Annotated in this window: 10 protein-coding genes; 3 read left to right on the top strand and 7 right to left on the bottom strand. The window is 55.9% G+C overall.

The window, feature by feature from the left end; genetic code table 11:
* Positions 1-25: 25 nt before the first annotated feature.
* The 7 genes from I6N98_RS18265 to I6N98_RS18295 all read right to left on the bottom strand — a co-directional run bounded on the left by I6N98_RS18265 (position 26) and on the right by I6N98_RS18295 (position 10,785).
* Positions 26-3,142, bottom strand: a complete 3,117-nt coding sequence (locus I6N98_RS18265; RefSeq protein WP_232787405.1) for an efflux RND transporter permease subunit — start codon at positions 3,140-3,142, stop codon at positions 26-28.
* The gene (locus I6N98_RS18270; RefSeq protein ID WP_198569751.1) at positions 3,132-4,265 is read right to left on the bottom strand and encodes an efflux RND transporter periplasmic adaptor subunit; all 1,134 of its coding nucleotides are present in this window, start codon (positions 4,263-4,265) and stop codon (positions 3,132-3,134) included. Before I6N98_RS18270 ends, I6N98_RS18265 begins: the two co-directional genes overlap by 11 nt.
* 199 nt (positions 4,266-4,464) lie before the next feature.
* Positions 4,465-5,097 (bottom strand): thiopurine S-methyltransferase, encoded by a 633-nt coding sequence (gene tmpT, locus I6N98_RS18275; protein ID WP_198569752.1) that lies wholly within the window; start codon positions 5,095-5,097, stop codon positions 4,465-4,467.
* A 64-nt stretch (positions 5,098-5,161) separates the two neighbouring features.
* Complete coding sequence (locus tag I6N98_RS18280) at positions 5,162-5,509, bottom strand: hypothetical protein (protein WP_198569753.1); 348 nt, start codon at positions 5,507-5,509, stop codon at positions 5,162-5,164.
* 247 nt (positions 5,510-5,756) lie between these two features.
* Positions 5,757-6,521 (bottom strand): exodeoxyribonuclease III, encoded by a 765-nt coding sequence (locus I6N98_RS18285; RefSeq protein ID WP_198569754.1) that lies wholly within the window; start codon positions 6,519-6,521, stop codon positions 5,757-5,759.
* Positions 6,522-6,664: 143 nt separating this feature from the next.
* Entirely contained in the window at positions 6,665-9,244 is a 2,580-nt protein-coding gene (locus tag I6N98_RS18290) for a TonB-dependent receptor (RefSeq protein ID WP_198569755.1), read from the bottom strand.
* Positions 9,245-9,447: 203 nt separating this feature from the next.
* The gene (locus tag I6N98_RS18295; RefSeq protein ID WP_232787406.1) at positions 9,448-10,785 is read right to left on the bottom strand and encodes a sigma-54 interaction domain-containing protein; all 1,338 of its coding nucleotides are present in this window, start codon (positions 10,783-10,785) and stop codon (positions 9,448-9,450) included.
* A 225-nt stretch (positions 10,786-11,010) separates the two neighbouring features.
* Between I6N98_RS18295 and I6N98_RS18300 the strand changes: the two genes are divergently transcribed.
* From I6N98_RS18300 to I6N98_RS18310, 3 genes are all read left to right on the top strand, one after another.
* Positions 11,011-12,378 carry a cytochrome ubiquinol oxidase subunit I gene (locus I6N98_RS18300; protein WP_198569757.1) on the top strand — a complete coding sequence of 456 codons (1,368 nt, stop codon included), beginning with the start codon at positions 11,011-11,013 and terminating at the stop codon, positions 12,376-12,378.
* A gap of 2 nt (positions 12,379-12,380) precedes the next feature.
* Entirely contained in the window at positions 12,381-13,379 is a 999-nt protein-coding gene (locus I6N98_RS18305; RefSeq protein WP_232787407.1) for a cytochrome d ubiquinol oxidase subunit II, read from the top strand.
* Between the two features lie 88 nt (positions 13,380-13,467).
* A complete protein-coding gene (locus I6N98_RS18310) occupies positions 13,468-13,746 on the top strand; it encodes a metal-sensing transcriptional repressor (RefSeq protein WP_198569758.1) in 279 nt (92 codons plus the stop codon).
* Positions 13,747-13,872 lie beyond the last annotated feature (126 nt).

A 13,872-nucleotide genomic window follows, 5' to 3' on the forward strand; every position in this document is an offset into this window, starting at 1 on the left:
TCCCGTTAGTCGCTATCAATCACTGTCAGTTGTTGTCCAAGGCACTGGCATAGCTTACATCGGCCAATTGCTCGGCATCGTGTTGGGGGTCGACCTCGGACGCACTGTGTTCACGGGCCAGCACCAGATACAAACAGGGCAGGACAAACAGGGTAAACAGTGTGCCGATGATCATTCCCACTACCAGGACGATACCAATACTGTTGCGCGCTTCGGCACCGGCGCCGGTCACCAGTACCAGCGGAAAGTGACCCAGCACGGTGGCTGCCGTGGTCATCAGTACCGGTCGCAGACGGGTCTCCGCCGCGCCCTGAATGGCGCGCAATTTACTAATACCTTCACTTTGCAGGTGGTTAGCAAACTCAACAATCAAAATTCCGTTTTTCGCTACCAGCCCCACCAGAGTGATAAAGCCAATCTGGGAATAGATATTGACGGTGGTAAGCCCCAAGAAGGGGATCAATAGCGCGCCGGCCAGTGCCAGGGGAACCGATCCCAACAACACCACCAGCGGATCTCTAAAGCTGTTGAACTGCACCGCCAACACAAAATAGACAAACAACAGGGCAATGCCCAGGATGCCCACCAGCGTGCTTCCCTCTTTGCGAATTTGCCGGGACTCACCGGCGTAATTGATGCTGTAGCCCTTGGGCAGTATCTCCGCCGCCGCCTTCTCTAAGGTCGCCAGGCCCTGCTCCTTGGTGGTACCGGGCTGCACCCCGCCCATAACCCTGAAAGCATTTTTCTGCTGAAACTTACCCAACACCCGCGGCGCCACGGTGTAATCCAATGAGGCCACGGCGGACACCGGCACCAGCTCGCCATTGGGAGTACGCAACAGCATGTCCATCAACGCCTCGGGGTTGGCTCGATCTTGCCCTTCCACCATGGGAATCACCTGATAGGCCTTGCCGTCCAGATTAAAACGATTGACATAGTTGCCGGACAAAAGTGTTCCCAACTGCTGGCTGACTGACGCCAGGTCCATACCCAGGTCGGCAACGCGCTCCCGGTCGAGAATAAAGCGCACCTCGGGCATATCAGTCTTGAGATCCGTATCCACAAACATGAACTTGCCGCTCTGGTAACCGGCAGCAACCAGTTGGTCGGCGTACTGTTTCATCTCACTGGGATCGTCAGAGGACTGCACCACCATCTCCACATCAAACTGACCCGCCGAGGGCAGCGCCGGGAACAGCATGGGGAATACCCGCAAACCGGTGATTTGCGATGCCGATTGATAGACCTGGGGCAGCAGTTCGTGAACGCTTTGCGCGCGCTCATCAATGTTGTTAAAAATGATGCCGCCAAAACCGCTGTTGGCCCTCACCACCTGCCAAATATATTGCACCCCCGGTGTTTGCTGGAGAATGCTAATGGCATCGTGCATATAGTTTTCGGTGTAATCCAGGGAGGCCGTGGCTGGCGAATCAATAATGATATTGATGGAACTCTGATCCTCAATGGGCGCCAATTCCTTCTGGGAAAACAGGTAAAAAGGTACGGTTAGAAGGGCGATAAACAAACCGCCAAACAAGATTTGCCAACGCCACTCCAACACCCGGGTCAGCACCCGGCCATAGCGATGATGAAGGTTGTCAAAGCGCTGGTTAACCCACTGGGTCATCGCGCCTTCTCGCCCCCCTTCGGGGTTGGCATAGGCGCTCATGATGGGTGATAAAGTCAGTGCCACCACCCCAGAGATCAGCACCGCCACCGACAGGGTAAAGGCGAACTCTTTAAACAGTACCCCGGTTAAGCCCGACAAAAATCCGATGGGCGCATACACCGCCGCCAGCGTCACGGTCATACCAATGATGGGGGAAAACAACTGTCGGGACGAGGCCAGTGCCGCCTGGATACGGCTTTTGCCCTCACGCATATAGCGGGATACGTTTTCCACGACGACGATGGCGTCGTCCACCACCAGGCCCACCGCCAAAACAATGGCAAGGATGGTCAACAGGTTGAGAGAGAAGCCCATTAGGGTAATGGCCGCCACCGCGCCCAGCAGTGAGATAGGGATGGTTACCAGTGGCACCAAGGCGGTACGCACCGAGCCCATCAGCGCCAATACCACCAAGCCCACCAGGATAATGGTCTCCGCCAGAGTGGTGAAAATCTCCCGAATGGCGTCCCGCATATACAGTGTACCGTCGTAGGCGGCGCGGATTTGCATGCCCTCCGGCAGCTGGCCATTCAATTCATCCAGGAGGACATAGAGGTCGTCACCTATGGCAATTTCGTTGGCACCCGGCAGTGGCCAAACGGAGAGATACACCGCATCCTGCTGACTGTAGCGGGCAATCAGCTCCCCTTCCTCTTCACCGAGGCCCACCCGGGCAATGTCTTGCAAGCGCACCAACGAGCCATCCTCGGCTCTGCGCACAATAAGGTTTTCGAAATCCGCCACCGTCTGCATGGTGGTATTAGTCAACAGGTTGATGCGTTGAGCGGCGTTTTCACTCTGGCCGATGGTAGCAATCACGTTGTTGGCATTAAGCGCGGCACGCAGGTCCTGGGCGCTGATGTTAAACGCGGCCATCGCCTCGGGATCTATCCACAGACGCATCGCCGGGTTGCGGCCACCCTCGATTCCAATCCGTTGCACCCCCTCAATGGAGGACATCTCCGGGGTGACAAAGCGCCGCAAATAGTCGGTCACCTCGGCCCTAGAGAAACTTTCGGTAACGACATCCAGATAAAACAACGCGCCCGAACGGTCGGCGCGCTGCACAGTTACCGACGGGTCTTCTGCACCCGCTGGCAATTCAAAGCGGATTTGACTGAGCCGAGAATTTAACTCGGCCAAGGCGGCGGTGCTGTCTTCATTAAGTTTAAGCCACACCGTCACCGTACTTGAGCCGGCCAGGGAACGGGAATCGACATAATCCACCCCAGGTACGGTGGAGGCTACCCGCTCAATGGGGTCGGTAATAAATCCCTGCACGGTTTTGGCGGAGGCACCGACATAGACCGTACTGATTACCAGCGAAGAACTTTCAATTTGGGGATACTCAAGTACCGGGATTTCATCCGCGGCTTTTACCCCGGCAATGACCAGCACCAGTGATATAACCACCGCCAGTACCGGTCGGGTAACAAAAATATCGGTTAGGCTGGGCTTGGCATTACTCATCATTGGCCTCCCCGTCATGAGCGGAGTTGGCGGGCACATCCTCAGCGGATTGCTGGCGTGTGCGTACGTAGGCCAACATGCCATGATGCAGCTTAAAGGCACCGTCTGTGGCGATCAGCATGCCCGGCTCCAGCCCCTCGAGCACACTGATTTTTTGGTTCCGTTCCCGGCCCAGCTTTATCGATTGCCGTTGGGCCCGGTAGCCCTGCCCCTCCTCTTCGGCAGCCAGTTTAAACACGTAGCTGCCAATTTGATCTCTCAGTACCGCGGGGGTGGGAACCTCAATGCCGACTCGGTTACCAGTGGGGACCAGCACATCCACCACGGCATTGGGGGGAATATCCGCGGCTGCGCTCACCTTAGCTCGGTATCGCAGGTTGCGGGATTGGGCTGACAGCGCCGGGCTCTTGGCAATCACTACCGCATCGACCTCACCGGTAGCGGGCTTGGGTAGTTTTATTTTTACCTTGTCGCCAATGGCGGCGCTACCCTGAGCCAAGGGCAGGTTAAAGTCTACCCACAGATAGTCGCTGAGCCCCACCAGCTCTACCAGCTCGGTATTGGCATCCAGATATTCACCGGGCTCAAGATCGTGTAGCCCCACTCTGGCGTCGAAGGGCGCCACCAGGGTTTTCTTGGCAATAACCGCCTTTAATTCGGCGACCGTCGCCGCCGCCATATCGTATTCAGCCTGAGCCTGATCGACGTTGTCCTGACTGGTGGTATTGGTTTTTAGCAGGCGCTGCATTCGGGTCAATTTAAGCTCCGCAAGGCGGGCGTTGGCCTGGGCCGCATTAAGGCGAGCTCGATCATCCGCAATGGCCTGCTGTACCAGCACTTGTCCTTTTTCTACCGCTTGACCGGACACCATATTTACGGCGGTCAATCTGCCTGCCAACTCGTTGCGCAGCATCATTTGCTCGGGCGCCACCACCTCACCAATGGTGCGAGCAAAATGCTGGATGGGCCCCTCTTCCACCACTATCGTCTGTACCGACTCGGAGGGTTCGGGGAAGGATTCGCCAAAGGCAATAGCGGCCTGAATCTGGGTGTACTTGTAACCGGCCAGCACTGCGAACAACAGCAGACATACGGTTAGGGTAATCAACCAGCGGTGGGCTTTCATGCTCAAGGTTCCTTAATTAATTGGCGGGAAGAGGCGAGTTATCAGGTGCGAAGGGAAGTCTAATAGCTCAAGCTAACTTGAGGTCAAGCCTACACCACAAATCATTACAGTTTCAGCGCACCCGGGTGGCAACGACCTTCATTGACGACACGTGCCAGTAGTAAGAATGGGCTCAGCGCCGATGGCGCTGAAGGACCCCTTAGTTCAGTAACCAGATCGCTTCCTGGGCATCTACCTGCCCCTTCAAGCCCCCGGCTACCGGCCGGCTTTCCAGCAAAGTGGTCCGATAGTGGTCGCTATAGTAGCGCGTCACCGCCTGTTCAGGGATAGAAAAAGGCGGCCCGTCCATCTGGCTTTGATCGTAGGCAAAGGTAATCAGCAGTTTAGGTGCGCTGTCACTAATGACTCTGAGGTGCTGCAAATACTGGCGACGAAGCGGCTCGGGCAATGCGACCAAAGCCGCGCGATCGTAGATCGCATCCACAGCCCCCAGCGTCGCTTTGTCCAGGGCAAATATATCGCCCTGATAAATATCCAAACCCGGCCCGCGGTAGTGCTTGAGTTCACCCAGGGACCTAATTTCCGGGACGATGCCCATTTCAGCAAACAGCGCCTCCACAGCGCTCTGGTTTAACTCTGCACCCACCACCCGGTGACCCTGTTGCCGAAGCCAGGCGATATCGCGGGTTTTGCCGCATAGAGGGACAAATATACGGCTGTTTGGCGCTAGCTCCAGCCGCGATAGGTAGCGTTGAAGCAGGGGGTTGGCTTCGCCCTCATGGAAACCAATCTCCCCTGCTGCCCAACGCGCGTGCCAAAATTCTGGATCCATAACTCAGACACCTCCAACGGCCAAAAGAGCGTGACTCTACAGGCTGAAGTAGCATCGGGGTCAACTACTCCTCAACCCGGGTCAGGGTTAAATTAATAAAGTCACCGCCCTTGCGCAGAGTGTGATCGTCCACCACTCGCCACGCTTCTTCCTCGCCATCACTCTCGAATACCAAATAGCGCTCGCCACCGGATTCCCGCAGGAAAATGGCATCGAATACCGTCCGTTCGCCACGGGACTCGATGAAGTCGTCGCCAATAACAATCGTCTCACCAGCGGCCATACCGGCGAACTCGTTGAGAAACTCGTTACTGGACCCCGCCGTCGAGGTGTAGGTGCCTTCAAACCCGTGGCCACAGGCCAACAGCACTAGGGAAAACAGGGCCAACAAGCCATATCGAACCATCATCATAACGGCTTCTTCCTCTGTGTGGCTAAACTGATCCAATCCATCGTCTCGGCCCGTACATTGCTATGGCGTCGTTTTTACAGGCGACCCTAATCACAATAAACACATCGCAGCCTGTGCGAGATGGGGCAAAACTGTGACAATATTACTCACGATACTGTGTATTCAGCTACTCGGGGCCGGTCTAATTTGTGCGTTTCTCAAGGGCGCCAAGGGTGATGACCCGGCTCACAGAGAGAGTTAAGTGGCCTCAGGCTAGATCGACACTGACCGGGCAGTGATCTGAGCCAAATATGTCGTTCCAGATGTCGGCGGCTTTTATCCGCTTGTTAACCAGTGCTTCACTCGCCAGGAAGTAATCAATGCGCCAGCCGACGTTTTTAGCCCTCGCACCGGCCCGGTAGCTCCACCAGCTGTATTTAACCTCATCGGGATGTAAGTGCCGGAAGGTATCGACAAACCCGGCCCCCACAATGTTGTCCATGCCGTCGATTTCTTTTTGAGTATAACCGGCGCTTTTGTTGTAGTTGGGCTTGGGGCGGGCAATATCGATATCGGTGTGGGCAACGTTAAAGTCCCCGCACATCAACACCGGCTTGGTCTTTTCCAGGCCCTTCACAAAAGCGAGAAAATCCCGGTCCCAGGTTTCCCGGTAGGGTAAGCGCACCAGCTCATTGCCTGAGTTGGGGGTGTAAACCGTGACCAGATAAAAGTCGTCAAACTCCGCCGTTAACACTCGCCCCTCCGTATCGTGTTCCTCGATACCGATATCGGCAAAGACCTGGATGGGCTCTACTTTGCTCAAAATCGCCACCCCGGAATAACCTTTGCGCTCAGCAGAATTGCTGTAAACGTGATAGCCCTCTACCCCTTCCAGAGCGGCGACCACTTGATCGTCTTGAGCTTTGGTTTCTTGGAGGCAGAGAATATCTGCCCCCAGAGTGTGCAGAGACTGCACAAAGTCTTTTTTCATTACAGCGCGGACGCCATTGACGTTCCAGGAAGCAATACGCATATCGAGCCCGTGTTTGTCTCTGTTAGCAATGGGCTGAAGATTATACCGATTGCCGACGATCTTGGCAGAGGCGCAAATATCCAAATAACGCGCAAAAAAAAGCCCACCGCGATGGGTGGGCTTTGCAGCGAACGCGTCGGCGACTACCCGCCGAAGTTGTAGCGCAGCCGCGCACCGATCAGCTTTGGCAGGCCCACCTGTCGAGTTTCAAAACTCAGGGTGTTGTAGACGCCGCTCACGTAGGTCAGGTATTCCTCTTCAAGAACGTTGGTGCCAAACACCGTTAGCTCGAAATTGGAGCCCATAATTCCCAGCCAGCTGGCATTGAGGTTGAGGAGCTCGTAGTCCGGCAGAATGGCATGAGGCGTGGCGCTGGATGCCGCTGCACGCTGCTCGCCCGTGTAAACATAGGTCGCGCCAAGGTTAACAACCCCCCACTCGCCAGGGACGGGCACCAGGTAATTCAGCGATGCCACAATGGATTGCTCGGGCGAGAAGGGCAATTCATCGCCCACATCGGCAATCGGCACAAAAGTCGCACCAGCCAACTGCCCGGAAATTGGGTTGCCGGAGGCCTCGGTCACTGCAGCGGCGATCGTCTCGGGGCTCACCGTACCCTGTTTCAGCAGCTCCGTATCCAAGAAGGAATAGGACAAATTAAGAGACAATGACTCCGACACGCGCAGGAAGGACTCAATCTCAAAGCCCTGAATTTCCGCCTCACCGGCATTGGTAATGGCCGTTGTTGGACCAGCGGTGGAGGAGATATAGCCATTCTGCAACTGCATATCGGTCAGCTCGTTGTAGAAGGCCGAGATATTAAAGCGCCCTGGAATCGGCCCGCCAAACGATGTTTTAGCGCCGATCTCGTAGGTATCCACAGTCTCGTAATCGTGAGTATCCAGGCCTGGGTCGGCGGCAAGGTTAACGCTGCCTTGACGATAGCCCCGGGTGTACTTGGCGTAGGTCATCACGTTTTCCAGTGGCCGGTAGTTTAACTCCAGCATACCGGTGGGGGCTTCGCTCTCCACTTTGGGACGAGATTTGGTGACGATGGGCGCCTGAGCTTGGTCGAGAATAAAGGTGTGACGGGTTTTAATGCCGAAACCCTCGGTTTCGTCCCGGGTATAGCGCAGACCCAGTGTACCGCTCAGAGAATCCAGGAAATCGTAGGTTGCCTGAGCATAGACCGCCTGGTTGAGGTATTCAGTCTGATACTCCTGCACCAACACCCCGCCAAGCAGGCCGCCAAGGGGATCCATACAGTTGTACTCACTAGGATCGTTACCTTCAATGGTACTGAGCTCACAAGACAGGAAGGAGGCAGAGTTATTCCCCGAGAAACCGTCCGGTTGGCTAGTCTCATAATAGAGGCCACCCTGCCAAATCATCCGGCCTTCCATCGCCATCCCCTGCAGCTGAATTTCCTCAACAAAGGTTTCCTGGCTGGTCACCGGGAAGTTGCGATTAATGGTGGACACACCAACGGCAAACTCTCGGTTGGGGTCGGCCAAAGAGGGCAAAATCGCCAAGTTATTTAAACCCAAGCTATCCAAAAGGTTGGGTACCAGTTCCAATACCGGAACGCCGAGCGATAGACCCGCTGCGGTTTCTGAAAACTGGGTACCAAAGATATCGGAGCCGTTGACCGTTTCCAGATGGGCATAGGCGGCGATATTTTTCAGAATCAGGTTTTCATTGATCTCCCAGGTGGTAGTGTTGATGACCCGGAATTCTTCGATAGTGGTGATGGGAGTATTCACCGTGCTCACCAAATCGTAAAAGCCGTCCTGACCGTTGGCCTCCTGCTGCGCCAATTGGTTCTGACAGGCGGGCCCGGTAAAGATGAAGAAAGGGTTATCGGCCGGGCTGGCATTGGTATTACAGTCGAACAACTGAGAGGTATAGCCGTTGGACTCCGAGTCGGTGTAGGTAAAGATGGTGTAGTTTTCCAGCCTATCGGTGATGTCCCACAACACACTGACACGGCCGGCAACGTAGTCGGTATCCCCCAGTGAGCTGGCACCGATATCGGTAACATTGTTCAGGTGACCATCCCGCTCGTTACTGTCAAAACCCAGCCGCAACTTGAAGTTATCACTGACCGGGACATTCACCACTGCCTGCAGGCGCTCGGTACCAATATCGCCGTTTGTGTATTCAACATAGCCCTCAACCAGATCGGTTGGCTTGTTGGGCACCAACAACACCGCACCACCGGTGGTATTGCGGCCGAACAGGGTGCCCTGAGGCCCCTTTAGAACCTGTACATTCTCCAGGTCAAACAGCGTACCGGGGCCGGCACCGTCCCCGGAGGTCTGCGAGGTCTGCCCTCTAGGTGCCACAACCTCAGCAAAGTAGGTCGCTACCGACGCCGTGGTCCGCAGGGACTGGGTAAAGCCGCGGATCGCAAATGAGGTGTTCTCATTACCAAAGCGAGTGTTCACCGACAGCGACGGGGTATAGGTCGCCAGATCGCCCGAGTTAGTCATGTTGGCATTGGCGATCTGTTCCTGGTCAAAGACAGTGACAGATATCGCCACATCCTGAGCGCTCTCTTCCCGGCGCTGCGCCGTTACAGTAACTTCCTCTAGCTCTAAGACTCGTTTGGGTGCAACTGTGTCCTGGCTGGACTCTTGGGCATTAACTGCCGCTCCTGCACTGGCCACGCCGAGTGCCAACAGGCAAGGCTGAAAGATTTTTTTTAACGGGGTGTAGCTCATGACGCATACCTTTATTTATGTGTCTTATTGTCTTGTTACAAATTCTTAGGAGGTTAAAGGTAGGCGCAGGGGCAGGGTATGGCAATCGCAATTGCCGCAAAACCGGCGCTTTGCGGCCAGAATTTCAGGGGGGAGCAAGTGACACGGCTCGCATGGACAAGTTTGGCACACAGAGTTTCACATCCACTGGGCCCAGGCGCGCCTTAGGGCGTCAGCTCCAGCTTGCGATACAACGAGCGCACGCTAATGCCGGCAATCTCTGCGGCCCGCTCTTTATCACCCTGACAGTGCACCAGCAAGTCCCGCAGATACCTCAGCTCCTGAGTTTTCAGGTCCGTCCACTCAAAGGGGTCACGCCGATTGATGGGTGTAGATTGCCCCGCCAGGCAACGCTGTAGCACTTTGTCGTCGATAACATTGGAAGGGGCAAAGATCGTCGCTCGCTCGAGGATATTGCGAAGTTCACGAATATTGCCGGGAAAGGTTTCCTGCTTTAGGCGTTGTACCGCACTTTCTGTCAGGCGATAGCGCTGCTTGCTGGACAGTTTACTCAGCAGCGACTCCGCGATCAGCGCGATGTCACCCTGACGCTCCCGCAACGGTGGAAGCTCAATGGGAAAGGCATTAATTCGGTAGTAGAGGTCTTCACGAAACTCACCGCTATCGATCAGGCCTGGCAAATTTTTATTGGTGGCACACACCAAACGGAAGTCAGCCCGTTTTATCTGGGTACTACCCACCGCCCGATAGGTGCCGGTCTCCAGCAAGCGGAGCAACTTTACCTGCATACCCAGCGGTACATCGCCAATTTCATCTAAAAACAAGGTGCCACCGTGGGCGGTCTCCAATAATCCGGGCTTATTCTGCGTTGCGCCGGTAAAGGCCCCTTTTACATGGCCGAACAACTCACTTTCAAACAGCGTTTCGGTCAGGCCCGCACATTCCACAGTGATCATCGCCTTGCCGGCCCGGGCACTGGCATCGTGAAGCGCTTTGGCGGCGAGTTCCTTGCCGGTTCCCGACTCCCCCAGCAGCAACACCGACGTTTCTCTGGGTGCCACTAAATTGATGAGCTCCAGCATATCGGTGAATGCGGCACTGCGCCCCACCATCTGCTCGCTGTTTATCTCGGCGCTGGCGATGGTCACCTGCTTCATCATCTCGATGAAATAACGAAGCACACCGTGCTCGTCCTTGATGGGAATCATCTCGACATCGACGTGTTCGCGGCCCCGCGGCGTATTATGAATATGCAACACCCGCTCTCTATCGTGGGAGTGCTGGCAAGCCTGGAGGGGGCAACTCTCCCCGGCCTGGTCGCAAGGCCGGTCGTAACCATGGGATACTCGATAGCAATAGTCTCCGGCGTCAAGGTCGCCAAAAGCATCGCGATACAACTTGTTGCTGGCCAAAATGCGATAGCTTGGCGACAGCAAAATGGCGGGATGCTCCAGGGTATCCAGCAGAGATGTGAAATCGAAGCTGTCCAGGGAGGGCGGCGTATCAGCCACTGAACCTGAAGGGTGGTCGTTTTGTCCCATTGTTTTTGCCATTTTTGTCAGGAAGACTTGTCAATATTGACAGAGCTTGCCCGCTACTGCGAGTACCGCTCCTAAAGTGCTATTTACAGGTGCATATTTTTGTAGCTTATTCAGTAAGTTAGCGCGAAGCCAAGCGAGAGATCCAGATGGCACATAGCTTGCTCAAGTGCTATTTAGCATTTTTTGAAATAACTTTATTTCAAACCGAAATATAGTGAGGCCTCAATGGAATTCGATCCCTTCGTCCTAGCCCGCATCCAATTTGCGACCAATATCAGTTTTCATATTCTGTTTCCGGCCATCTCCATTGGTCTGGGGTGGTTGCTGCTGTATTTTCGTCTGCGCTATACCCAGACCGGCGACAAGGCCTGGGAGTACGCCTATTACTTCTGGGTAAAGGTCTTTGCTCTCACCTTTGCCATGGGAGTGGTGTCAGGGATCACCATGAGTTTTCAGTTCGGCACCAACTGGCCGGGCTTTATGGAGAAAGCCGGCAACGTCGCTGGCCCGCTGCTGGGTTACGAAGTGCTCAGCGCATTTTTTCTGGAGGCCTCCTTCCTCGGCATCATGCTGTTTGGCCGCGACCGGGTCTCCAATAAAGTTCACTTAATCAGTGCCTTCTTGGTCGCTTTCGGCACCACGCTGTCGGCCTTTTGGATCCTCAGTCTCAACTCCTGGATGCAAACCCCCGCCGGCCATTACATGGAAGATGGCGTGGTGATGGTTGAAAGCTGGTGGGCGGTGATTTTTAACCCCTCCTTCCCCTACCGCTTCTTCCATATGCTGGTGGCTTCGCTGCTGACTACCGCCTTCCTGGTGGCCGGGGTCAGCGCGTGGCGGGCGCTGAAAAATGTCGATGGCCCGGCGACCTGGAAGATCATGCGCACCGGCATTGTGGTGGCAGCGATTCTGGCGCCGTTACAGATTTTTATCGGCGACCTACACGGCCTGAATACCCTGGAGCATCAACCCGCCAAGGTCGCCGCCATGGAGGCAATCTGGGAAACCGAACAGGGCGCGCCCTTTACCGTATTTGCCCTGCCCGACGAAGACAGCCGCAGCAACCGCTACGCCATTGAAGTGCCCTACGCCGCCAGCCTGATACTGACCCACGAGCTGGAAGGCGAGGTCAAAGGCCTCAACGAATTCGTCGGCGAACACCCACCGGTGCCGATTGTGTTTTGGTCCTTCCGGGTGATGCTAGCCATAGGCGGCCTGATGGTACTGGTGAGCTGGTGGGCAGCCTGGGCCATGCGGGGCGGCCGCGAGCCCACCCGCGCGGTATTGGCGGCGCTATCTGCCATGACCTTCTCGGGCTGGATCGCGGTACTGGCCGGCTGGTATGTCACTGAAATAGGTCGTCAGCCGTGGATTGTCGACGGCCTGATCACCGTCAAGGAGGTGGTGGCCGACCACAGCCAGGCCACCGTCGGCGGCACGTTGTTCGGCTACATCCTGCTCTATGTATTCTTGCTGGCTTCCTACATCGGCGCCCTGCGCAATTTGGCTAATAAACCGGCGGGCTCGCTGGCCATGGGGCCGGTAGCCTTTAACAAACCGCGTAACTCCAACACTGCCAACGGGGAGGCCTAATCATGGATCTGGCGTACTGGTTACCGATTATCTATATGGCCGCAATGGGCCTGGCACTGCTGATCTACGTTATTTTGGATGGCTATGACCTGGGGGTGGGCATGCTGATGCCCCTGGCCAACGAGCAGGAAAAAGACCTCATGGTGGCCTCCATTGGCCCGTTTTGGGATGCCAACGAAACCTGGATCGTGCTGGGCGTCGGCATTCTGTTGATCGCCTTCCCTCTGGCCCACGGCATTGTGCTGACTGCTCTCTACCTGCCGGTCACCATCATGCTGATGGGGCTGATTTTGCGGGGCGTGGCCTTTGACCTGCGGGTGAAAGCCGGCGACCATCGCAAGGGCTTGTGGAACAAGGCCTTTTTTCTGGGCTCATTAATCGCCTCCACAGCCCAGGGCTGGATGCTGGGTTCCTACGTCACTGGCCTGGAGCCAGGTGGCACCAACCTGCTGTTCTCGGCACTGATCGCACTGACTCTGCCTGCTCTCTATCTGATCCTTGGCTGCGGTTGGTTGCTGATGAAAACCGAAGGCGAGCTACTGACCAAATCCATCAACTGGGCCCGCAAGGCAATCTGGCCCATGGGTCTGGGGCTGCTGATGGTCTCGCTGGCCACACCGGTGGTCAGTGAAGTGATTGCCGACAAGTGGTTCACCTGGCCCAACATGCTGATGCTGGCACCGATTCCGCTGCTCTCTGCGGCCTGCTTTGGCGGCATCGTCTATCTATTGCAGCGGGACAACTGGATTTACCGGGGCCGGGGTTGGCTATTGTATGTACTCACTGTAGCGATCTGCGTGCTGGCCAGCCTGGGCTTGGCCTACAGCCTGTTCCCCAACATTATCATTGGCCAAATGACCATCTGGGACGCCTCCGCCTCGGTGAGTTCGCTGCTGTTTACGCTGGTGGGTGTGGTGCTGACCCTGCCGATGATCCTTGCCTACACCATCTTTGTGTACAAAATCTTTCACGGCAAGGCCACCGAGTTGCGCTACGACTAGCGCAGCCCTCGCCGGCGGCCGGGAGAGCCATCCCGGCAGCCCAGCGTGTATACTTGGCGCCAGATAGCATCACTGCGGGGCGCCATTGGTGGATAGCAACTGGGACAAAAAACGCAAGGCGCTGATTAGCCGCCTCAGCCGAGTAGAGGGCCAATTGCGCGGCATCCAGCGCATGATGGAGGAAGAGCAGGACTGTGAGCCGGTGGCCCAGCAATTGGCCGCCGCCCGCCGGGCCCTGGACAAGGCCTTCTTCGAGACGATGGCCTGCGCCATGGAGCAGGAACTGTGTAACTCCAGCGGCAAGCCTGCCGCAGAGGTAGAAAATCAAATCCGCCATATCACCGGTCTACTCAGCAAATACAGCTAACCCCCTGCCCACAAGACCAGCGGCAAACCCGATAGCGACTCAAACGCCACCATTCCCTCCCCATTCACCACCGGGTGATTGTCAAATTTGGCAAAGACATATGCCATAACTGGCACACTCCAATGA

It is taken from the genome of Spongiibacter nanhainus, assembly GCF_016132545.1.
Lineage (GTDB): Bacteria > Pseudomonadota > Gammaproteobacteria > Pseudomonadales > Spongiibacteraceae > Spongiibacter > Spongiibacter nanhainus.

Bases quoted from the DNA above. Each gene is read 5' to 3' on its own strand.
- tmpT (WP_198569752.1), bottom strand. From the start codon at position 5,097: ATGGATCCAGAATTTTGGCACGCGCGTTGGGCAGCAGGGGAGATTGGT.
- I6N98_RS18290 (WP_198569755.1), bottom strand. From the start codon at position 9,244: ATGAGCTACACCCCGTTAAAAAAAATCTTTCAGCCTTGCCTGTTGGCA.
- I6N98_RS18265 (WP_232787405.1), bottom strand. From the start codon at position 3,142: ATGATGAGTAATGCCAAGCCCAGCCTAACCGATATTTTTGTTACCCGA.
- I6N98_RS18285 (WP_198569754.1), bottom strand. From the start codon at position 6,521: ATGCGTATTGCTTCCTGGAACGTCAATGGCGTCCGCGCTGTAATGAAA.
- I6N98_RS18280 (WP_198569753.1), bottom strand. From the start codon at position 5,509: ATGATGATGGTTCGATATGGCTTGTTGGCCCTGTTTTCCCTAGTGCTG.
- I6N98_RS18300 (WP_198569757.1), top strand. From the start codon at position 11,011: ATGGAATTCGATCCCTTCGTCCTAGCCCGCATCCAATTTGCGACCAAT.
- I6N98_RS18295 (WP_232787406.1), bottom strand. From the start codon at position 10,785: ATGGGACAAAACGACCACCCTTCAGGTTCAGTGGCTGATACGCCGCCC.
- I6N98_RS18270 (WP_198569751.1), bottom strand. From the start codon at position 4,265: ATGAAAGCCCACCGCTGGTTGATTACCCTAACCGTATGTCTGCTGTTG.
- I6N98_RS18305 (WP_232787407.1), top strand. From the start codon at position 12,381: ATGGATCTGGCGTACTGGTTACCGATTATCTATATGGCCGCAATGGGC.